The sequence below is a fragment of the Nocardia huaxiensis genome (genome assembly GCF_013744875.1).
Lineage (GTDB): Bacteria > Actinomycetota > Actinomycetes > Mycobacteriales > Mycobacteriaceae > Nocardia > Nocardia huaxiensis.
Map to the genome: position 1 here is coordinate 2,778,985 of NZ_CP059399.1, position 21,322 is coordinate 2,800,306.

Genomic DNA, 21,322 nt, shown 5'->3' on the forward strand with positions numbered 1-21,322 from the left:
CTTCCGTGTCGAAGAACGCATTGCGTCCGAGATGTCGATCTGTTAGCGCTTGCGACGCAGAATACCGCGACGAGTGCCCTCGCGCACGGCCTTCTCGCGCAGCAAAGCCTTTTCCTGCCTTGCCTTTTCCTGCAACGTCTGCTTCGCCTCGCGCAGCAGTTCCTTCTCGTGCCGCGCCTTCTCCTTGAGCGCCACCTTCGCCTCCTGCAGCGCCGAGCGCAGCCCGCGCCGCTCACCCGTCACCGGGTCCACGCCGGGCCAGTGCGGCTGATGCTCGGCCAGCCACTCGCTGTTCGGCAGCGAGGGCAGCGACGGCATGGTGATGCCCGCGAACTTGCGCTCCGACGACGTCTCCGGGGCATCGTCGGCGGTGCGCTTGAGGAAGCGATCCGGCAGCGCCAGCTTGTGAATCGTCCGGAAGGCCAGGCCGTACTGCTTACCCAGCGAACCGGTCGTATACGGCAGGTCGTACTTGTCGCACAGCTCGCGCACCTTCACCGACACCTGCGCGTACCGATTGCTCGGCATATCCGGGAACAGGTGATGCTCGATCTGGTAGCTGAGATTGCCGCTCATGAACGCCATGGCCGGACCCGCGTCGAAATTCGCGGAACCCAGCATCTGGCGCAGGTACCACTCGCCCTGCGTCTCGTTCTCGAACTGCTCCACGGTGAACTTCTCCGCGCCGTCCGGGAAATGCCCGCAGAAGATCACCGCGTATGCCCACAGATTGCGCACCAGATTCGCGGTGGCATTCGCCTTCAGCGTGGACTTCCATGCCGGACCGGTGAGCGCCGGATAGATCACGAAATCCTTCGCGACCTGTTTACCGGACTTGCGCCAGAACTCCTTGTTCGCGTCGGAGAACCAGTCCTTGGGCGAAATGCCCGCCTGCTCCTTGGCCAGCTTCAGATCGTGCAGGGCGATGCCCCATTCGAACAGCGCGGCCAGCACCACATTCGCCAGCGGCTGCGCCAGATGCAGCGGACGCCACGGCTCGTCGCGCGTCATGCGAATGATGCCGAAGCCGATGTCGTCGTCCATGCCGACGATGTTCGTGTACGTGTGATGCGAATAGTTGTGCGCGCGTTTCCAGTTCGCCGACACCCCGGTCATGTCCCACTCCCACGTGGTGGAGTGGATCTCCGGGTCGTTCATCCAATCCCACTGCCCGTGGCTGATGTTGTGCCCGAGCTCCATGTTCTCGATGATCTTCGCGACCGAGAGCAGGGCGGTGCCGGTCAGCCACGCCCAGCGCTTGCGGCTCGCGAACAGGGTGGCGCGACCGGCCGCCTCCAGCATGCGCTGGGCGGCGATGGTGCGCCGGATGTACTTGGCATCGCGTTCCCCGAGGGACAGCTCGACATCCCGCTTGATGGTGTCGAGTTCGTGCCCGAGGGTCTCGATATCGGCCGCCGTGAGATGAGCGAACGTTTTGATGTCGGTGATGGCCACCGGCGGTCCTTCCGTGATTCGCGATGTCCCCGAAATCGAGGGTACGGGGTCTGCGGGGTGAAGGTGTTACGCGGTCCGCGAAGTTGTCTCAGACATCGAGGGTGCAATCGCCGGCCGCGGCCGAGATACAAGTTTGCACCTTGTCGCCCGCGCGGTGCTCGTTGCCATTGCGCAGATCCCGCACATGGCCGTCGGTCACGGTCACCACACAGGTCTGGCAGATGCCCATGCGGCAGCCGAACGGCATCTGCACGCCCGCGGACTCGCCGGCCTGCATGAGCGTGGTGGCGCCGTCGACCTCGATGCTGCGGCCGGTCTTGGCGAAGGTGACCGTGCCGCCCTCCGCGGTCGCCGAACGTGCGATCTCGAAGCGCTCCACATGCAGCTGGTTCTCGATACCGGCGGCGGCCCAATGCTTTTCGATCTCGTCCAGCATGCCGAGCGGGCCGCACGCCCAGGTTTCGCGCGCACGCCAGTCCGGGCAGACCTCGTCCAGATCGGCGAGCGCGAACTTGCCGTTCTCGCCGGTGAGGTGCAGGTGTGCGGTGAAAGACGGGTGCTTGTCGTGCATTTCGCGCAGTTCGTCGCCGAACATGACATCGTCGGGTGTGCGCGCCGAGTGCACGTGCAGCACATCCGGCACCGACTCACGGCGCTCCATGGTGCGCAGCATGGCCATCACCGGGGTGATGCCCGAACCGGCGGTGAGGAACAGCACCTTGGCCGGCGGCGGCTCCGGCAGCACGAACCCGCCCTGCGGCGCGGCCAGCCGGACGATGGTGCCCTCCGGCACGCCGGACACGATGTGGCTCGACAGGAAGCCCTCCGGCATGGCCTTCACGGCGATCGAGATGAGCCGCTTGCTCTTGTGCTCCGGATGCGTCCAATCCGGCGGGCAGGTCAGCGAATACGAGCGCCAGTGCCAGCGCCCGTCCACCAGGATCCCGATGCCGATGTACTGGCCCGGCTCGAACTTGAAATCGAAACCCCAGCCCGGCTTGATCACCAGCGTCGCCGAATCCGCCGTCTCCTTGCGCACCTCGACGATGCGCCCGCGCAGCTCCCGCGCCGACCACAGCGGATTCACCAGATGCAGGTAGTCGTCCGGCAGCAGGGGAGTGGTGATCCGCGCCGCCGCCCCCCGCAGCGCATCCAGTCGAGTCCGCCCGGCAGTGGTGCCGTCGGCCACCGGGGCCTCCAGCCACTCCCGCAGCCCTCGCACGGAGAAACCACCAGTCTTCGATGCCATGATTCGGAACGCTTCCCTGTCGTCGTGCGCGCTGACCCGCGCGTCGTCATGCGTGTCCGCCGCGCCCTCACCAATGAGTGTCACGCGGCTCTCGCAGCAAGGTTACGGCATCGTAGGTTAGGGCGTCGTTGCCAAGGGGTCGAGCCCAACCGCCGGGGCGCGAAGAACGCGTCGAACACGGCCCCGACGCGGGGGCGAGGGCCGGAGCGGACGCGGGGGGCGGACAGGCCGACACGGGGGTCGGGGGCGGAGCCCACGTATGGGGGTTTGGGGGCTTAGCCCCCACCCCCTTTTCCTGCTCTCAGAGCAGGTCGAGCAGGAACGGCAGTTCTTGCGCTGCGTACCAGGCCAATTGGTGGTCTTCGGCGTCGCCGAGGACGAATTCGGCGTCCGGATCGCCCATGTCGGCGGCGTCGATGACGTCCACGGCCTTGGCGACTTCGGACTCCGCCTCCGCGAGATCCACGTGGACCGAGGCGATTCGGTCGTAGGGGATGGGGGCGGACAGCCGGACCACGGCGTCGTCGAGGTCCGGGCGCAGGGTCGCGCCGTCCACATCGGCGGCGATGACGGCGCGGCGGAACACCGGTCCGCGTGGGGCGGAGTCGGTTTCGTCGGGGTCGGCGTTGTCGGCGCCGGCCTGTTCGTCGGCGAGCAGGCGCAGGGAGGCGCGCGCGGCTTCGGCCATCGCGACTTCGGCGAGTTCCTCGTCGTCACCGGAGGCGTAGGCCTCGCGCAGGGCGGGGGTGACGGCGAAGGCGGTGTCGTTCAGGGCGCGGATTTCGCGTTCGGCGACGAGCTCTCGCAGCATCGGCACGGTGGCCGGTACGTACACGCGTAGCTTGTTGGTCACGCGGGACGACTCACTGGACGCAGGCACCGAGCATCTCCTCCATCGACTCGTGCACCGAAGCGGTCAGCACCGCGATATCCGCCATCGCGTCGCGATCGGCATTGAGCCCGTAGAACACGCGTCCGTCGTAGGACGTGAGGCCGAAGCTCAGAGCCTGATTGCGCAGCAGCGGCGACACCGGGTACATCTCCAGCATCCGCGCGCCGCCGATGTACATCGGCTGCTGCGGACCCGGCGCGTTGGTGATCACCAGATTGAACGTGTGCTCTGGAAACGTACTCGCCGACCGCACGCTCATGGCATGCAGGCTCGCCGGAGCGAATCCGGCCATGTGCACCAGCGTCCGCGCCCGCACTCCGCGCTGATGCCGGGAGTGCGCCTCGGTGGCGTGTTTGATGTGCGAGAGCCGGATGACCGGATTCGGTTCGCCGACAGGCAGATCCAGCACCAGCGAATGCACTTCGGAGGCCGGTTTCAGCTCCCCGTGCGGCCCGTCCGCGTACACCGACATGGGCACGACGGCGCGCAGGGCATCGGATTCGGTGAGGATCGCACCGCGCGAGAGCAGCCAGTTGCGCAGCGCCCCGGTGACCACGGCGAGGATCACGTCGTTGATGGAGCAGTCGAATCTCTTGCGGATCTTGCGGTAGTCCTCGAGATCGGTGCGCACCACTTCGAACCGCCGATTGCGCGAGGTCCGGGTATTGAGCGGGCTGTCGGGCGCGCCGATGGCCGCGGCCCGCACCATCGACACCATCTTCTTCACGGCCTTGCCGGTGGCATCGATGAGCGCGAACGCCTCGGCGCTGTGATGCCGCGCCACCTCGAGGGCTTCGCGCGGCTGGGTCGCCAGGTGCAGCAGCGCGCTCACGAGCAGTTCCACATCGGCGGGTTCGCGATGCGCCCGCCAGGCGTCGTCGGCGACCTCGCGCGGGGCTGCCGAGGTGTCCAGGATCACATGCCCGATCTCCAGCGCGGAGTCGCCGTCGACGAGCGCGGAGTGCGTCTTGGTGAAGATGGCGCACCGTCCCTCGGACAGCCCCTCGACGAGGTACATCTCCCATAGTGGACGGCTGCTGTCCAAGGGCCGCGACGCCAGCCGCGCGACCAGGTCGAGCAGTTGCCCGTCATTGCCCGGCTCGGGCAGCGCCGACCTTCGAATGTGGTAGGTGATATCGAAATGCGCATCGTCCACCCACACCGGCCGGCCCAGCGCGAAGGGAATCTCACGCACCTTGTGCCGATAGCGGGGGACCAGCGGCAACCGTGCCTCCACCAGCGATACCAAGCGGTCGTAATCCAACGGCCCGTGGCCGGAATTTCCGGCCGGCGCCGGATTGCGCAGAATGGCGAGGGATCCGATGTGCATCGGGTTGCTGCTCGACTCGAGCCGATAGAACGACGCGTCCTGCGGCGTCAGTCTGGTGATCACGCTGCCTGCTACTCCCTGATCCCTGCCTGCGCCCGCACATGCGTTTGAATAAACACAGCCCCTGCCGAGCGTCGGCGTACGGCGGCACGCGCCGGTTGTTGAGGGCAAGCTATCGCAATCCGATCACCCGGGGAATGAGTCGAGCGCCACTGCCCGCACTCGCACCATCGTCGGTGCCCCGCCTGTCCGGGCCGTGGGCGCAAGCCTCCGCGTGCCGAACCCCCTACATCCTACGTCAGGGGTGGTGAAACCACTTCGGCTGCAAAACGATTCACTGAGAGCTCAGCCCGTCATCCCGGCATGCTTTTGGCCGGGATCCATCGCCCGTGGTGGATCCCGGCCAAAAGCGCGCCGGGATGACGGGTAACGGCCCGGCGCGGCGTTGAGCTTGTCGGTACAGTGCGAGCGGGAGGATCGTGGGGGCGACGTCTTCGCGACCCGCCTGAGCTGGCCCGTCGCACGTGCACCTCAGCGCCTACGATGGGCTGCGCACTACCATGGCAATTGGTTGCGCGCCCGCGCGTGCCCAGCCCGCCCAGGCGGGTGCGAAAGACGACCACCGACCAGAGGACTGACAAGACCCGTGCCTGCGCTGACGTTTTCGAGGTTGCTACGGATTGGTGAGGGTCGCACGGTCAAGCGGCTTGCGCACCTGGCGGACGAAGTCATCGCCCTGGACGAGGAGTTCTCGGCCCTCTCCGACGCGGAGTTGCAGGCCAAGACCGATGAGTTCAAGCAGCGCTACGCCGACGGCGAAAGCCTCGACGAACTGCTGCTGGAGGCGTTCGCGACGGCGCGGGAAGCATCCTGGCGCGTGCTCAACCAGAAGCACTACAAGGTGCAGATCATGGGTGGCGCGGCGCTGCACATCGGCAATGTGTCCGAGATGAAGACCGGTGAGGGCAAGACCCTCACCTGTGTGCTGCCCGCCTACCTGAACGCCATCTCCGGCGAGGGCGTGCACGTGGTCACGGTGAACGACTACCTGGCCAAGCGCGACGGCGAGTGGATGGGTCGCGTGCACCGCTTCCTCGGCCTCGAGGTCGGCACGATTCTGTCCGGCATGACCCCGGCCGAGCGCCGCGTGGCCTACAGCGCCGACATCACCTACGGCACGAACAACGAGTTCGGCTTCGACTACCTGCGCGACAATATGACCCACTCGCTGGACGATCTGGTGCAGCGCGGGCACAACTTCGCCATCGTCGACGAGGTCGACTCGATTCTGATCGACGAGGCCCGCACGCCTCTGATCATCTCGGGCCCGGCCGACGCCTCCTCGAAGTGGTACGCCGAATTCGCGCGCATCGCACCGCTTCTCAAGAAGGACCTGCACTACGAGGTCGACATCAAGAAGCGCACCATCGGTGTGCACGAGGCCGGCGTCGAATTCGTCGAGGATCAGCTCGGCATCGACAACCTGTACGAGGCCGCGAACTCGCCGCTGGTCAGCTACCTGAACAACGCCATCAAGGCGAAGGAGCTGTACACCCGCGACAAGGACTACATCGTCCGCGACGGTGAAGTGATCATCGTCGACGAGTTCACGGGCCGAATCCTGGTGGGCCGCCGCTACAACGAGGGCATGCACCAGGCCATCGAGGCCAAGGAAGGCGTCGAGATCCAGCCGGAGAACCAGACTCTGGCCACCATCACGCTGCAGAACTACTTCCGCCTGTACGACAAGCTGTCCGGCATGACCGGTACGGCCGAGACGGAAGCGGCCGAGCTGCACCAGACCTACGGCCTGGGCGTGGTGCCGATCCCGACCAACAAGCCGATGATCCGCGCCGACCAGTCGGATCTGATCTACAAGACCGAAGAGGCCAAGTACGCCGCGGTCGCCGACGACATCGTGGAGCGCCACGAGAAGGGCCAGCCGGTCCTGGTCGGCACCACCTCGGTCGAGCGTTCGGAGTACCTGTCCAAGCAGCTGACCAAGCGCGGCATCCCGCACTCGGTGCTGAACGCCAAGTTCCACGAGCAGGAAGCCCAGATCGTCGCCGAGGCCGGCCGCCCCGGCGCGGTCACCGTGGCCACCAATATGGCCGGTCGCGGTACCGACATCGTGCTCGGCGGCAACCCGGACATCATTGCCGACCTGGTGCTGCGCAAGCAGGGCCTGGATCCGGTCAACACTCCCGACGAGTACCAGGCGCAGTGGCTGCCCACCCTGGAACGCGTCAAGGAGCAGACCGAGGAGGACGCCGAGGCGGTGCGTGAGGCCGGCGGCCTGTACGTGCTCGGCACCGAACGCCACGAGTCGCGGCGCATCGACAACCAGCTGCGCGGTCGTTCCGGCCGGCAGGGCGATCCGGGCGAGTCCCGCTTCTACCTGTCGCTGGGTGACGAGCTCATGCGGCGCTTCAACGGCGCGGCGCTGGAGTCGATCATGACCCGGCTGAACCTGCCCGACGATGTGCCGATCGAGGCCAAGATGGTCTCGCGCGCCATCAAGTCCGCGCAGACCCAGGTCGAGCAGCAGAACTTCGAGATCCGCAAGAACGTCCTCAAGTACGACGAGGTCATGAACCAGCAGCGCACGGTGATCTACGCCGAGCGCGGCCGCATCCTGGCCGGTGAGGACATGGAGGGCCAGGTCCAGGAGATGATCACCGACGTGATCACCGCCTACGTCAACGGCGCCACCGCCGAGGGCTATGTGGAGGACTGGGATCTCGCCAAGCTGTGGGGTGCGCTCAAGACGCTGTACCCGGTCGGCATCGACTACAAGGACCTCACCGGCGAGAACGAGACCGGCGAGGTCGGCGAGCTCACCCGCGAGGAACTCCTCGAGGCCGTTCTCGACGACGCGCACGCCCGCTACGAGAGCCGCGAGGACGAGATCGACGGTCTGGCGGGCGAGGGCAGCATGCGCAACCTGGAACGCCAGATCCTGCTGAGCGTCCTGGACCGCAAGTGGCGTGAGCACCTCTACGAGATGGACTACCTCAAGGAGGGCATCGGCCTGCGCGCCATGGCGCAGCGTGACCCGCTGGTCGAGTACCAGCGCGAAGGCTACGACATGTTCGCCGCCATGCTCGACGGTCTGAAGGAAGAGTCGGTCGGCTTCCTGTTCAACCTGCAGGTCGAGGTGCAGCAGCCGCAGCCCGCCGGTGTCCAGGTCGCCCCCGGCCTGCAGTCGCCGGTCGGCAACCGTCCGCTGCCCACCCAGGAAGCGGCCCCGGCTCCCAATGGCGCCCCGGCGGCCTTGCGCGCCAAGGGAATCGACGAGTCCGGCCCGCGCGGCCTGTCCTACTCCGGCCCCGACGAGGGCGGCCGCGCGGCCGTCCACAGCGATGCCGAGGAGTACGGGGACGGCGACACCTCCGGCACCACCCGCCGCGAGCGCCGTGAGGCCGCCCGCGCGCAGGGCAAGCACGACAAGGCGCCGAAGTCCAAGCGCCGCCGCTGATTTCGCACACCCGACAGGGGCGTCCGGGCGAAATGCCCGGGCGCCCCTGTTGTTTCGGGGGCGCGGTGTTCCGGAGTGCGGGTTACACGTTGCGCCGCACGATAATGGTGTGCTGGATGCGGGGGACGGTCGCGAACACGAGACCGGCGAGCGGATCGGCGGGCAGCCGGTCGAGGTGTACCCCGATCTCGTAGGCCCCCACCATGCCGAATCTGCCGAGCGGCACCGTATCCCACTCCATCCGGCCGATCTGCCAGTCCTCGGCGTCGCGGATGACGAATCGGTGCGACCAGGATTCGGTGGCCTCGATCGTGCCCAGTACATTGTCGTCCGCATCGCTCAGCGTGAACCGCGGCTTGGACGACGACCAGTTCTGGGTGACTTTGCCGAGACCGGCGATACTGGCGACGATCTTGAACCGGACGACTTCCTCGGTGATCGTGTGGATGAGCGCATCGCGCTCGTCCCGGAGTTCGACACGCTGCCCGGACAGCCGCTCCGCTGCCCGCACGCCGATCGGCACCAGCGCGCCGAGCGGCGTTCCGTCGCGGTCGGCAATGCTCCACTCGCGGCTCACGACCAGTCCGGCCTTGTTCCGGAACACCAGCGTCCGTTCGGTGTACAGCCGCGGATTCACCGAAACCTGCTCTGTCGGTGTGGTTCTCACCGGTAGCGGCTGGGTGAGGTGGGTCCATCGGTAGCCGTCCCACCAGCGGAGGACGGCGCCGTTCGGATACCAGCCTGCGGAGGGGAGCGGGTGCGTCATGGTTCGAGGGTAGGAATCCGCCGCGCTGCCTCCTACCCACCGCAGGGGTGTGATTCCCGCACCTCAGGCAGCCTTCGGCACCACCTGGGCGATATCGGTGCTGAGGAATTCCGGCGCTTTCAGCACATAGCGCAGCATGAAGCGGATGAACAGTGGCATATCGCTCGCCTCGGGATCGTTGTAGACGCGCGGATTGGTGACCCGGTATCGCCGTGTGCGAGAGATCATCTCGCAGCCGCCCGCCGCGACCACATTGCGCACCCAGTCGGACCTCGACCCGTAGGTGAGCGCGATGACGAAGCGATCGCCGCGCTTGAACGCCCACAGTGGCCTGCGGAATGTCCTGCCGGACTTGCGGCCTCGATGGATCACCACGGCCCAGCCCGGCGCCCACGGTGCGATGAATCGGGTGAGCTGATTGATCCCGTACTTGTTGGCGCGGGCGATCCAGCGGGGAGTCGGCATCTCGGAACTCTATGCGTTCAGCGGGCCAGATGCCGGTAGCGATGGATGGACAGCGGCAGGAAGACGGCGATCAGCAGCAGCGGCCAGACGATCGCCATGAGGGTCGCGTGCTGGGCCACCCAGCCGGCATCGTCGCCGGTGGGGTTGCCGAACAGCGCGCGGACGGCGGTGGTGGTGGAGGACAAGGGATTCCAGGCGGCGAGGAATCCGAGCCAGGCGGGCATGGTGGCAAGGGGGATGAACGGATTGGCCAGGAAACCGATCGGGAATTCGAGGGTGCGCACACCGGTCACGGCTTCGGGGTTGGCGTGGAACAGCAGGCCCAGGTAGACGCCGATCCACAGAAATGCGAAGCGCAGCAGCAGGAGCAGACCGAGCGCGGCCGCGGTGTGCCCGAGCCCGCGCTCGGGCTTCCAGCCGATGGCGAGGCCGCAGATGACCAGAACAGCCAGGGCGACAGTCGAATTGAGCATGTCGGCGATGCCCCGTCCGGTGACCACGGCCGAGGCGGACATGGGCATGGACCGGAAGCGGTCCGTAATCCCGCGTGCCGCATCGGAACTCACCGCCACCATGGTGGTGCCGATGCCGAAGACCATGGTCATGGCGAACATGCCCGGGAGCAGAAATTCCCGATAGTCGCCGCCGCCCGGAACCTGCATGGCGCCGCCGAGCAGATACCCGAACATGAGCACGATCATGATCGGGAACAGCAGCGTGTTGGCGATGACCGCGCCGGGCCGCCGCCGCCAGTGCGCGAGGTCCCGCCCCGCGATGGTGAATGCGTCGGCCACCGCCCAGCGCCATCGAATCAGACGGGATCGACTGTCCGGCAGTGGAATCGGAGCGCCGGTAAAGGCGGGCGCGATGGATTCGACGGGCATGTGGGCCTCCTCGGCTGGGTGGGCGGCGATGGCGAGTGGGGCGATAAGGTCGGCGGCAGTTCGGCGTCGCATGGTGCGTTTGGTGCTCAGGCAGCCACCTCCACGGCGGCGGGCCGACCGGTGAGATGCAGGAACACCTCGTCCAGGGTGGGTCGGCGCACGGACAGGTCCTCGACCGGAATACCGCTGTCGCGCAGCGCATTCGCGATATCGGTGAGGTCGGCGACCGGATCGGTGGCCGGTGCGCCGACCCGTCGGGTGTCGGGGTCGACGACGGGCTCGGCGTGCAGCCGGTTCCGCAACAGGGTCGCGGTGGCTGCCAGGTCGGCGGCGTCGTGCACGATGACATCGATGCGGTCGCCGCCCATTCGGCCTTTGAGCCCGCCGGGTGTGCCCTCGGCGATCACCCGTCCGTGGTTCATGACCGCGATCCGAGCCGAAAGCTGGTCCGCCTCTTCGAGATACTGCGTGGTGAGCAGGACGGTGGTGCCCGCCGCGACCAGTCCGCGCACGGCCTCCCACACCTGGTTCCGATTGTGCGGATCCAGTCCGGTGGTGGGCTCGTCGAGGAACAGCACGGCCGGCGCGACCAGGAAGCCCACGGCCAGATCGAGCCGTCGCCGCATGCCGCCGGAGTACTGCTCGATCGGTTTGTCGCCGGTGTCGGCCAGCCCGAACCACTCCAGTAGTTCGGCTGCTCGTTGCCGGGCCCGCGCCGCGCCGAGGTGATGCAGTTTCCCGAACAGTTCCAGGTTCTGCCGCCCCGACAGCGCCTCGTCCACCGCCGCGTTCTGCCCGACCAGCCCGATGCGCTCTCGGACCCGCGCGGCGTCGCGCACGGCATCGAATCCGGCGACCTCGATCCGCCCGGAATCCGGACGTGTGAGCGTGGCCAGCATTCGCACGGCCGTCGTCTTGCCCGCCCCGTTCGGGCCGAGCAGGCCGTAGACCATGCCCTCGGGCACGGCCAGATCGAATCCGTCCAGGGCCGCCCTACTGCCGTAACGCTTGTGCACTCGTTCGCACACGATCACATCGCCCACCGCGGCCCCTAACTCTCTACAACGTAAGTAGTTAGAGAATGGGATACGTTGTAAAGAGTTGTCAACCCCGAAAATCCGGGCCGAACCGATTCGGAGAGGATGTCCGCATGGACTACAGCGGCAGCGGCGACCCGCAGCGCACCATCGAACTGCTGTGGGGTCTCCCGCCCAAGCCCCGGCGCGGCCCGAAACCCAAACTGACCGTCGAGGACATCGCCGACACCGCCATCCGGCTGGCCGACAGCGACGGCCTGGCCGCCGTCACCCTGCGCCGCGTCGCCGAAGAACTCGGCGTCACCGCCATGTCGCTGTACGGCTATGTGCCCAGCAAGGCCGAACTCCTCGACCTCATCGCCGACCGGGTGCTGCGCGACTACCCCATGCCCGCGGACGACGGCGCGGGCTGGCGGCCGCGATTGGAGGCCGTCGCCCGCGCGAATTGGTCTCTCTACCTGGCACATCCGTGGCTGCTGCAGATCGCGGCCAGCCGCCCCGTGCCCGGCCCCTGCCTCACCGCCAAATACGACTACGAACTGCGCGCCGTCGACGGCCTGGGCCTGACCGACGTCGATATGGATCTCGTTGTCGCCCTGGTGAACGACTACGTGCGCGGCGCGGCGCGCACCGCCGTGGACGCCGCCCGCGCCGAAGCCGAAACCGGCCGCACGGACCAACAGTGGTGGGACGCAATCGGTCCCGCACTCGCCCGGGCCGCCGACCCGGAGCGTTTCCCCACCGCCGCCCGCGTCGGCAGCAGTGCGGGCGCGGAATACGGCAGCGCCGTGGATCCGGCCCGCGCCTTCGAATTCGGCCTGCGCCGCCTGCTCGACGGCCTCGAGCGATTCATCGACGACCTCAGTCGAGATTGACCGATTCACCCCAGTAGCGGGGATCCCAGTTGATGAGGATCATGCCGGCCACACTGCCGGCGCAGGCGCCGCAGGAGTTCACGCTGATGTGACTGTCCACATCGGTGTCCCCGTTCAGCACGGCCTTGGTCGACAGCCAGACGGCCCGCAGGTACATGGTGGCGGGTCTGCCGCAGCGGACGCATTCCGGGAGGGGCGCCGCACTGTCGTTGCGGCCGATGCGGACCTCCGGGGTCACCGGTGCGCCGGGGCCGAGCAGATCGTCGAGGAGCGGCGAAAAATCTCTGCGCTCATGGTCTTCCACGGCGGAAGATTACCGATTTCCGGAAGGCCGCGCAGCACTTCCGATTCCGTCAGCTCACCGTGGTGGATTGGCCCTTGAACCAGGGGTCGTTGGAATTGAGCGCGACCAGCAGCCGGCGGATGGCCTCCACACGGCGTTCCTTGCCGGGCAGAGCGTCCAGCGCGCACTCCGGATCGGCGGGCGGGCCGAGATGGGTGCAGCCGCGCGGGCAGTCCTCGATGGCGTCGGCGAGGTCGGAGAAGGCGCTGATCACATCGTCGGGGGTGATGTGCGCCAGGCCGAAGGAGCGTACGCCCGGGGTGTCGATGACCCAGCCGCCGTCGGGCAGATGCAGCGCCACCGACTGGGTGGAGGTGTGCCGGCCCTTGCCGACGCCGGACACGTCGCCGACGGCCCGTTCCGCTTCCGGCACAAGGCGATTCACGAGTGTGGACTTGCCGACGCCGGAGTGGCCGATCAGGGCGGTCAGGCTGTCGTCGAGCAGATCCAGCACCGGCTGCAGCGGATCCTCGATACCGCCGTAGACGATGGTCAGATCCAAATCCTCGAAGTCCGAGGCGAATTCGGATTCGGCGGCCAGGTCGTGCTTGGTCAGGCACAGCACCGGTTGCAGCCCGCCGACATACGCGGCCACCATGGCGCGCTCCACGAATCCGGTGCGCGGCGGCGGGTCGGCGAGCGCGACCACGATGAACAGCTTCTCGGCATTGGCGACCACGACGCGTTCGAACGGATCGGTGTCATCGGCGGTGCGCCGCAAGACCGTTCGGCGATCGGCCACCCGCACGATGCGGGCCAGGGTGTCCGGCTTGCCGGACAGATCGCCCACCACATCGACCTGATCGCCCACCACGATCGGTGTGCGCCCGAGCTCCCGCGCCCGCATGGCCACGATCCGGCGCTCCGGATCGTCGTCGAGCACACACCCCCAGCGGCCCCGGTCGACCGAAACGACCATGGCCGCTTCGGCATCCAGGTGCTGGGGCCGGGTCTTGGTGCGCGGCCGCGTGCCCTTGCCCGGGCGGACCCGGACGTCGGACTCGTCGTACTCGCGGCGCCTCAGCGGTCCGCTCCCAGCATTCCCTCCCACAGGGCGACGAAATTGGGGAGGGTCTTGGCGGTGGTGCCGATGTCCTCGATCTCGATACCGGGCACGACCAGGCCGAGAATCGCACCGGCCGTTGCCATTCGGTGGTCGGCGTAGGAGTGCCAGGTGCCGCCGGTGAGCGGGGTCGGCTCGATGACGAGGCCGTCCTCGGTCTCGGTGACCTTGCCGCCGAGCCGGTTGATCTCGGTGGAAAGCGCTGCGAGACGGTCGGTTTCGTGCCCGCGCAGGTGCGCGATGCCGCGCAGCCGCGACGGCGAATCGGCCAGGGCGGCCAGCGCCGCCACGGTCGGGGTCAGCTCGCCCACATCGTGCAGGTCGATATCGATGCCCGCCAGCCGATCCGGGCCGGCCACGGTGAGCACGCCGTCGAAGATGCGGGCCTCCGCGCCCATGCGCACCAGGATCTCGCGGATCACGTCACCGGCCTGGGTGGTGTAGCGCGGCCAGTGCGGAATGCTCACCTCGCCGCCGGTGACCGCGGCGGCCGCCAGGAACGGGGTCGCGTTCGACAGGTCCGGCTCGACCTCCCAGTCCACCGCGCGAATGATGCCCGGCGCCACGGTCCAGGTCTGCGGCTTGCGCGGATCGGCCGGAGCCTCGACGCGCACGTCGGCCTGCCGCAGCATCTGCACGGTCATCTCGATGTGCGGCATGGACGGCAGGGGAGCGCCCTCGTGATTGACGGTGACGCCCTGCTCGAACCGCGCCGCCGACAGCAGCAGCCCGGACACGAACTGCGACGACCCCGACGCGTCGATGGTGACCGCCCCGCCCAGCAGCGACCCCGTGCCGTGCACCACGAAAGGCAGTGCGTCCCCGTCGATGTCGACGCCCAGACTGCGCAGCGCCCCCAGGATCGTGCCCAGCGGCCGCACCCGCGCCTGCTCGTCCCCGTCGAAGGCCACATCCCCGTTGGCCAGCGCCGCCACCGACGGCATGAACCGCATGACCGTGCCCGCCAGCCCGCAGTCCACGGTCGCGCTGGTGAACTCCTTCGGCGGGGTGACGGTGAGCTCGTCCCCGTCGCCCTCGATGGAGGCGCCCATGGCCCGCAGCGCGTCGATCATGAGGTTGGTGTCGCGACTGCGCAGCGCACCGCTGATGGTGGACGGCTGATCGGCCAGAGCGGCGAGGATCAGCGCCCGGTTGGTAATCGATTTGGACCCGGGCAGGGTCACGGTCGCGTGCACGGGAGCTTGGACATGGGGCGCGGGCCAGAAAGTCACCCCCCTATCTTCGCAAACGGACCGCAGCGCGCGTTGCGGACTTACTGACAGGGCGGCTCCGAACGGCAACCCATCCGTCATCCCGGCGCGCTTTTGGCCGGGATCCACCGCCGCAGCACACGTACCCCCGTGTGGATCCCGGCCAAAAGCATGCCGGGATGACGAAGGCTGGTTCCTGTCGGGGATGACGAAGGCTGGTTCCTGTCGGGGATGACGAAGGCTGGTTCCTGTCGGGGATGACGAAGGCTGGTTCCTGTCGGGGGTGACGAATGCCGGTCCCATCCGGGACCGGCATTCGCGAACTCCGTTTGCCCTGTGAGCGACTACTTGTGGCGTCCGTGCAGGAACGGGACGACCTTGCGCAGCAGCTTCATGGTGGAGTCGGTGCGCGAGTAGGACAGCAGCGCCATGCCCGGAATCGTGAAGCGCTGCACCGCGATCGAGTGCGGGCGCGAGAACTCCAGCAGACCCGGCGCGCCGTGGATGCGGCCGATGCCGGAGTCCTGGCTGCCGCCGAACGGCAGACCCGAGATGGCGGCGAAGCCGAGCACCGAGTTCACCGAGGTGGCGCCGACCTTCAGGCGGCGGGCGATCTCCAGGCCGTTCTTCTTCGAGTACACCGCCGAACCCAGCCCGAAGGTGCTGTTGTTGGCCAGCTGCACGGCCTCGTCCACACCGTTCACGGTCTTGATGGTGACGGTCGGGCCGAAGGTCTCCTCGGTCACCGCGGCCGAGGACTCGTCGGCGTCGACGATGATCACCGGCTCGATGAACGGGCCCTTGATCGATTCCACGCCGCCGAGCACGGCCTTGCCGCCGTTCTTCAGCGCGTCCTCGATATGCCGGCGCACGATGTCGATCTGGCTGGGCATGGTCATCGGCCCGTAGCTGGCCTTGGCGTCCGAGCCCGGCTTCACATCGGTCAGGATGCGCTTGACCTCGGCGATGAACTGATCGGCCACCGACTTGTCCACGTACACGCGCTCGACACCGGCGCAGGTCTGGCCGCTGTTGGCGGTCGCGCCCCAGGCCACGGCGTCGGCGGCGGCCTTGATGTCGGCGTCCGCGGCCACGATCACCGCGTCCTTGCCGCCGCACTCCAGCAGCACCGGGGTGAGGGTGTCCGCGGCCGAGGCCATGATCTTCTTGCCGGTCGCGGCGGACCCGGTGAACGCCACCTTGTCCACGCCCGCGCGGACGAGCGCCGCACCGGTCGCGCCGTAACCGTTGATGGTGTTGAACACGCCGTCGGGCAGTTCCGGATTCGCCTCGGCGAAGCACTGGGCCACGAAATTGCCGATGCCCGTGGAGTATTCACTCGGCTTGAACACCACGGCGTTGCCCGCGGCGAGCGCGTACGCGATGGAACCGTTCGGCGTGTAGACCGGGTAGTTCCACGGCCCGATGATGCCGACCACGCCCAGCGGGCGCTGCTCGAGATGTGCGGAGAAGTTGGCCATGAGCGCGCCGGGCGCGATCTTCTTGGGCTTGAGCACCTTCTCTGCGTTCGAGGCCGCCCACTTGATGTGCTCGAGCGCCAGCATGAGCTCCAGGAAGGCGTCGTCGAGCGGCTTGCCGTTCTCGGCGTGGATGAGCTCGCACAGTTCGTCGGACTTGGCGACCAGCTGGGAACTCCAGCGCAGCAGATGCTTCTTGCGCTCGGCGAAGGTCAGCGCACCCCAGGTGGCGGCGGCAACCCGGGCCTTGGCCACGGCCGCGCGCACCGCGTCCTCGTCGTCGATCGGGTAGGTCGCGAGCACCTCGCCGGTGGCGGGGTTGACGGAAGTCAGTGTGGCGTCCGCCTCGATCGAAGCGGCGGTGTCGGTTGCAGACATGATTGGCGGCATCCCCTATGAGAGTGTGATGAGAGGAACGTCTCACACCGCCGAACTGAAGTCAATTGCCCTCACATGTTCGGTCACTATCCACATGTTCGGCCATAGCGGGCTTGTGTCGGTGTGCGGTGGCAGCATGGTGGTCATGTGTGGCAGGTATGCGACTACGACTGATCCCGCGAAGCTGGCTGTCGAGCTCGATGCCATCGACGAGACCGACGACAGGGGCTTCGACCCCAACTACAACGTGGCGCCGACCAATCGGGTGCTCACGGTAGTGGAGCGGCACGACCGCGACCACCCGGAAGACCCGGCGACGCTGCGTATCCGGGCCATGCGCTGGGGGCTCATTCCACCGTGGACCAAGGCTTCCGAGCCCGGCGTCCCGGTCAAGGGCAAACCCCTGTTCAATGCCCGTGCCGACAAGGCCGCCACCACCGCCTCCTTCCGCGACGCCACGAAGAAGCGGCGCTGCCTGGTCCCCATGGACGGCTGGTACGAGTGGATCACCGAGACCGACGGCAATGGAAAGGCCGTCAAGGTCCCGTATTTCATGTCCCGCGCCGACGGCGGCCGCATCTACATGGCGGGCCTGTGGTCGGTCTGGCGCGACCGCAGCCAGGGCGACGACGCGAAACCGCTGCTGTCCTGCACCATCCTCACCACGGATTCGGTCGGTGAACTCACCAAGGTGCACGATCGCATGCCGCTGCCCATGGCCCGCGAGCACTGGGACGCCTGGCTGGACCCGGATCACCCGGCCCCCGAGGAACTCCTGGAAACCCCCACGGAGGCAGCGGTTTCGGACATCGTCCTCCGCCAGGTTCCCGCACTGGTGAACAGCGTCAAGAACAATGGCCCCGAGCTATTGGGCCAGGTGGACGAACAGGCCGGTCAGATCAGTCTGATCTGACCGGCCTGCCGGAGATTCGCTGCTGTCAGACAGTGCATTTCACGGACGGCAGGGCGAAGTTCAAGCCGCACTTGAGAAGTCCCGCGACGGTGTCGATGACCTTGGTCGCGACGCCGCCGCCGAGGCTCTCGGCCTTCTCCGCGTTCTTGTCCTTCTTCGGCTCCGCGCCGGGAGCGCCGGAATCCGGCGCGAGGGGATAGTTCGGGCTCTGCGCCGGGGCCACCGAGATGACGCTGGGCGTCGCCTGCGCGGTGGCGACCGTCAGCGGGCCGGACCCCAGCGCCAGGAGCAGCGCGCCGGAGACAGCGACCACGCCGGTGCGAAAACGCTGATGGGGGGACATACCGCATCACATCCTCGGGTCGAACGAACCTGGCCCGACAAGTAACGCACACATCCGGCGCGAACCCTCGGATCCGCGCCGGACGCATCGCGTCACGCCTTCGTTTCGACCCCGATCCAGGTCTCGGCCTCGGCTTCCGCCTCCGGCTCGGCGGCCGCCCGGGACTGGATCCCGCCGGCTGTCCGCAACGGCACTTCCTTCCAGAACAGCACCAGTACGAACGCCAGCACCGCGAGCACCGAGGCCGACAGGAACACGGTGTCCATGGCATCGGCGAATCCGGCCTTGAACGGTTTCGCCAGTTCCGGGCTCAGCTGCTGGATGATCGAGCTGTCGGCCAGCACCTTCTCGGCCGCCGAATGATCCTGTGCGGCCAGCCCATTGGCGAGCGCCGCATCGGCCGGGTTGCTGCTGTGCATGCCCTGCACCACCGCCGCCTTGAACTCCGGCTGCGTGGCCGCCGCCTGCAGTTCACTGCTGATATTCGGTGTCACCTGCGCGAACAGAATCGACAGGAACACCGCCACGCCCAGCGTGCCGCCGATCTGCCGGAAGAAGGTCGCGGCGGCGGTCGAGACGCCCATGTCCTGCGGCGGCAGCGCGTTCTGGATGGCCAGCGTCAGCGGCTGCATGAGGTTGCCCAGGCCCAGACCGGTGATGAGCATGAACAGCATGGTCACCGGCAGCGGTGTGTCCGGGGTGATGAAGTGCAGCAGGAACAGTCCCAGCACCACCAGCCCCGCGCCGATCGGCGGGAACCAGCGGTAGCGCCCGGTGCGCGAGATGAGCTGTCCGGCGATGACCGAGGCCACCATCATGCCCACCACCAGCGGCAGCATCTGCATGCCGGCCAGCGTCGGGCTCGCGCCCCGCACCACCTGCAGGTACTGCGGCAGCAGCGTGATGCCGCCGAACATGGCCGCGCCCACCACGATCGAGATGAGCACGCCGAGCGCGAAGGTGACGTTCTTGAACATGCGCAGCGGAATCAGCGCGGCGTCACCGAGTTTCGCCTCGATGGCCACGAAGCCGATCAGGCCGAGCGCGCCCACCACGTAGCAGGTGATGGAATTGGCACTGCCCCAACCCCATTCGCGGCCCTGCTCGGCCACCACCAGCAGCGGCACCAGACCCAGCGCCATGGTCAGCACGCCGAACCAGTCGACGGCCACCTTGGGCCGTTCCACCTTGGGCAGCTTCAGCACGCGCGATACGACGGCCAGCGCGATCAGGCCCAGCGGCACGTTCACCAGGAATACCCAGCGCCAGCCGGAGATGCCGAAGATCTGGTCCTGTCCGGCGAGCACGCCGCCCAGCACCGGTCCGACCACGCTGGAGGTGCCGAACACCGCCAGGAAATACCCCTGGTAGCGGGCTCTTTCGCGGGGCGACACCATATCGCCGAGGATGGTCAGCGCCAGCGACATGAGCCCGCCCGCGCCCAGGCCCTGGAAGGCCCGGAACGCCGCCAGTTGGTACATGGACTGCGCGAACGTGCACAGCAGCGAGCCCGCGACGAACAGCGTGATGGCGGTCAGATAGAACGGCTTGCGGCCGTACATGTCCGAGAGCTTGCCGTACAGGGGAGTGGAGAGCGTGGCGGTGATCAGGTACGCCGTGGTCACCCACGCCTGCATCGAATAACCCTGCAGGTCATCGGCGATGGTGCGGATGGAGGTGCTGACGATGGTCTGGTCGAGCGCGCCCAGCAGCATGCCGAGCAGCAGGCCGCTGAGCACGACCATGATCTGTTTGTGGGTGAACCCTGCCGGGGAATCGGTATCGGTCTGCGCTGTAGTCGTCACGAATTGCTCTCTGCGGTATCGGTTTTCGATTCGTTGTCGGTTTTCCGGTCGAAGGGCGGGTTTTCGGTGAGCTCGGTGAGCAGGTGCTGGCGGGTGATCTCGTAGCCGTCGACGAAGCGGCGCAGCAGCCCGGCGAAGAGGTCTCGTTCCTCCGCGGTCCAGTCCGAAAGGATCATGCGCAGCCCCTCATTGCGTCGCACGCGCATCTTGGCGGCCACCTCGCGCCCGAAGTCGGTAACGGCGAGCACGCTGACCCGGCCGTCATCCGGATCGGCCCGGCGTTCCAGCACACCGCGTTTCACCAGTGCGGCCACCTGTCGGCTGATGGTCGAGGCGTCGGAGTACATGGCCTCGGCGAGTGCGCCCGAGCGCATCGGCCCGGCCTGCAGCAGCTGGAACAGGATGGAGAAGGCGGCGGGTTCGATCTCGCCGTGCGAGGCGGCGACGATCTGTGCGGTGGTGCGGTCGCGCAGTTTGCCCAGTCGCCCGATTTGGAAGCCGATGCTGTCGAGCAGCTCGTCGGCTGGGAGGCCGCACGTCGGTTCGTCGGTCACGGACCACCATCTCCTTGCATCGGCCAACTGCTTGCGCCGGTCAACTAGTTGTGCAATGCAAGTATGTCCAGATAGTTGATCGATGGCAAGTAGTTATCCGGGGTCGGTGGCTCACCTCACGGCGCGGCCCGGCGTCAGCTCACCGCGACAGCCGCCGTCACCGCACCGGTCAGCCGCACCAGATCCGCCGGAGCCAGTTCGATCTCCAGCCCGCGCTTCCCCGCACTGCACAGCACCCGATCCCATTGCAACGCCGACTCATCGATCACCGTCGGCAACTTCTTCTTCTGCCCCAACGGCGAAATCCCGCCCAGCACATACCCTGTCGTCCGCTCGGCCTTCGCCTTGTCCGCCATCGCCGCCTTCCCTCCACCCAGCGCCGCGGCCGCCGCCTTCAATGACAGCGTGGTCGGCACCGGCAGCACGGCCACGGCCAGGCCACCCGACCCCAGCTCGATCACCAGCGTCTTGAAGATCTGCTCGCCCGTCACCCCGAGCTGCGCGGCCAGCGCGTCCACAGCCTCGACGCCATAGGAGTCACTGCGCGGATCGTGCGTATACGAGTGCACGCGATGCTCCACCTTCGCCTGCACGAGTGCCCTGATCGCCGGAGTCGCAGCAGAAGCCATGAGCCTCACCCTAGACACCGTCGCAACCGCTTTTCCCGCCGTCCGGGAACAGGTGCAGTGTTCGGTCTGTTGCAGACGATGCGCGCGCCAACGAGCACAAGACATCATTCTGAGGAGGAGCCGGTGACCGTTCTGGTGGAGGAACGCCCGCCGATGACGGTGGATATCGTCGTG

19 protein-coding genes are annotated in these 21,322 nt (G+C 67.4%); 3 read left to right on the forward strand and 16 right to left on the reverse strand.

The window, feature by feature from the left end; genetic code table 11:
• Positions 1–42: 42 nt before the first annotated feature.
• The 4 genes from H0264_RS12390 to H0264_RS12405 form a co-directional block, all read right to left on the reverse strand.
• On the reverse strand, positions 43–1,455 hold the full coding sequence (locus tag H0264_RS12390) for a fatty acid desaturase family protein (RefSeq protein ID WP_181584091.1): 1,413 nt from the start codon (positions 1,453–1,455) through the stop codon (positions 43–45).
• A gap of 88 nt (positions 1,456–1,543) precedes the next feature.
• Positions 1,544–2,704, reverse strand: coding sequence for a ferredoxin reductase (locus H0264_RS12395; protein ID WP_181584092.1), 1,161 nt, complete (start codon positions 2,702–2,704; stop codon positions 1,544–1,546).
• A 301-nt stretch (positions 2,705–3,005) separates the two neighbouring features.
• Complete coding sequence (locus tag H0264_RS12400) at positions 3,006–3,584, reverse strand: DUF6912 family protein (RefSeq protein WP_420832059.1); 579 nt, start codon at positions 3,582–3,584, stop codon at positions 3,006–3,008.
• Positions 3,568–4,989 carry a WS/DGAT/MGAT family O-acyltransferase gene (locus H0264_RS12405; RefSeq protein WP_181584093.1) on the reverse strand — a complete coding sequence of 474 codons (1,422 nt, stop codon included), beginning with the start codon at positions 4,987–4,989 and terminating at the stop codon, positions 3,568–3,570. Before H0264_RS12405 ends, H0264_RS12400 begins: the two co-directional genes overlap by 17 nt.
• A gap of 583 nt (positions 4,990–5,572) precedes the next feature.
• On the opposite strand from H0264_RS12405, the gene secA reads away from it, so the two are divergent.
• Complete coding sequence (gene secA / locus H0264_RS12410; protein ID WP_181584094.1) at positions 5,573–8,404, forward strand: preprotein translocase subunit SecA; 2,832 nt, start codon at positions 5,573–5,575, stop codon at positions 8,402–8,404.
• Between the two features lie 82 nt (positions 8,405–8,486).
• On the opposite strand, the gene H0264_RS12415 is transcribed toward secA, so the two are convergent.
• From H0264_RS12415 to H0264_RS12430, 4 genes are all read right to left on the reverse strand, one after another.
• On the reverse strand, positions 8,487–9,170 hold the full coding sequence (locus H0264_RS12415) for a DUF2510 domain-containing protein (RefSeq protein ID WP_181584095.1): 684 nt from the start codon (positions 9,168–9,170) through the stop codon (positions 8,487–8,489).
• A gap of 63 nt (positions 9,171–9,233) precedes the next feature.
• The gene (locus H0264_RS12420; protein WP_181584096.1) at positions 9,234–9,635 is read right to left on the reverse strand and encodes a nitroreductase/quinone reductase family protein; all 402 of its coding nucleotides are present in this window, start codon (positions 9,633–9,635) and stop codon (positions 9,234–9,236) included.
• 17 nt (positions 9,636–9,652) lie between these two features.
• Positions 9,653–10,591 (reverse strand): ABC transporter permease, encoded by a 939-nt coding sequence (locus H0264_RS12425; protein ID WP_231083051.1) that lies wholly within the window; start codon positions 10,589–10,591, stop codon positions 9,653–9,655.
• A 14-nt stretch (positions 10,592–10,605) separates the two neighbouring features.
• Entirely contained in the window at positions 10,606–11,562 is a 957-nt protein-coding gene (locus tag H0264_RS12430; RefSeq protein WP_181584097.1) for an ATP-binding cassette domain-containing protein, read from the reverse strand.
• Between the two features lie 107 nt (positions 11,563–11,669).
• On the opposite strand from H0264_RS12430, the gene H0264_RS12435 reads away from it, so the two are divergent.
• On the forward strand, positions 11,670–12,431 hold the full coding sequence (locus H0264_RS12435; protein WP_181584098.1) for a TetR/AcrR family transcriptional regulator: 762 nt from the start codon (positions 11,670–11,672) through the stop codon (positions 12,429–12,431).
• On the opposite strand, the gene H0264_RS12440 is transcribed toward H0264_RS12435, so the two are convergent.
• The 4 genes from H0264_RS12440 to H0264_RS12455 form a co-directional block, all read right to left on the reverse strand.
• Complete coding sequence (locus H0264_RS12440; RefSeq protein ID WP_181584099.1) at positions 12,418–12,735, reverse strand: hypothetical protein; 318 nt, start codon at positions 12,733–12,735, stop codon at positions 12,418–12,420. The two genes, H0264_RS12435 and H0264_RS12440, sit on opposite strands and share 14 nt — an antisense overlap.
• A gap of 49 nt (positions 12,736–12,784) precedes the next feature.
• Positions 12,785–13,825: a ribosome small subunit-dependent GTPase A gene (rsgA, locus tag H0264_RS12445; RefSeq protein WP_231083048.1), complete on the reverse strand. Its 1,041-nt coding sequence runs from the start codon at positions 13,823–13,825 to the stop codon at positions 12,785–12,787.
• The gene (aroA, locus tag H0264_RS12450) at positions 13,795–15,069 is read right to left on the reverse strand and encodes a 3-phosphoshikimate 1-carboxyvinyltransferase (protein WP_231083047.1); all 1,275 of its coding nucleotides are present in this window, start codon (positions 15,067–15,069) and stop codon (positions 13,795–13,797) included. The genes rsgA and aroA overlap by 31 nt, the downstream gene beginning before the upstream one ends.
• 323 nt (positions 15,070–15,392) lie before the next feature.
• Positions 15,393–16,904, reverse strand: a complete 1,512-nt coding sequence (locus H0264_RS12455) for an aldehyde dehydrogenase family protein (protein WP_181584100.1) — start codon at positions 16,902–16,904, stop codon at positions 15,393–15,395.
• A gap of 145 nt (positions 16,905–17,049) precedes the next feature.
• Between H0264_RS12455 and H0264_RS12460 the strand changes: the two genes are divergently transcribed.
• Entirely contained in the window at positions 17,050–17,817 is a 768-nt protein-coding gene (locus H0264_RS12460) for an SOS response-associated peptidase (RefSeq protein ID WP_181584101.1), read from the forward strand.
• A gap of 25 nt (positions 17,818–17,842) precedes the next feature.
• On the opposite strand, the gene H0264_RS12465 is transcribed toward H0264_RS12460, so the two are convergent.
• From H0264_RS12465 to ybaK, 4 genes are all read right to left on the reverse strand, one after another.
• On the reverse strand, positions 17,843–18,160 hold the full coding sequence (locus H0264_RS12465) for a hypothetical protein (protein WP_181584102.1): 318 nt from the start codon (positions 18,158–18,160) through the stop codon (positions 17,843–17,845).
• A 92-nt stretch (positions 18,161–18,252) separates the two neighbouring features.
• Positions 18,253–19,965, reverse strand: a complete 1,713-nt coding sequence (locus tag H0264_RS12470) for an MDR family MFS transporter (protein WP_276514539.1) — start codon at positions 19,963–19,965, stop codon at positions 18,253–18,255.
• Positions 19,962–20,519 carry a MarR family winged helix-turn-helix transcriptional regulator gene (locus H0264_RS12475; RefSeq protein WP_181584103.1) on the reverse strand — a complete coding sequence of 186 codons (558 nt, stop codon included), beginning with the start codon at positions 20,517–20,519 and terminating at the stop codon, positions 19,962–19,964. The genes H0264_RS12470 and H0264_RS12475 overlap by 4 nt, the downstream gene beginning before the upstream one ends.
• A 134-nt stretch (positions 20,520–20,653) precedes the next feature.
• Positions 20,654–21,148, reverse strand: a complete 495-nt coding sequence (ybaK, locus tag H0264_RS12480; RefSeq protein WP_181584104.1) for a Cys-tRNA(Pro) deacylase — start codon at positions 21,146–21,148, stop codon at positions 20,654–20,656.
• Positions 21,149–21,322: the final 174 nt, after the last annotated feature.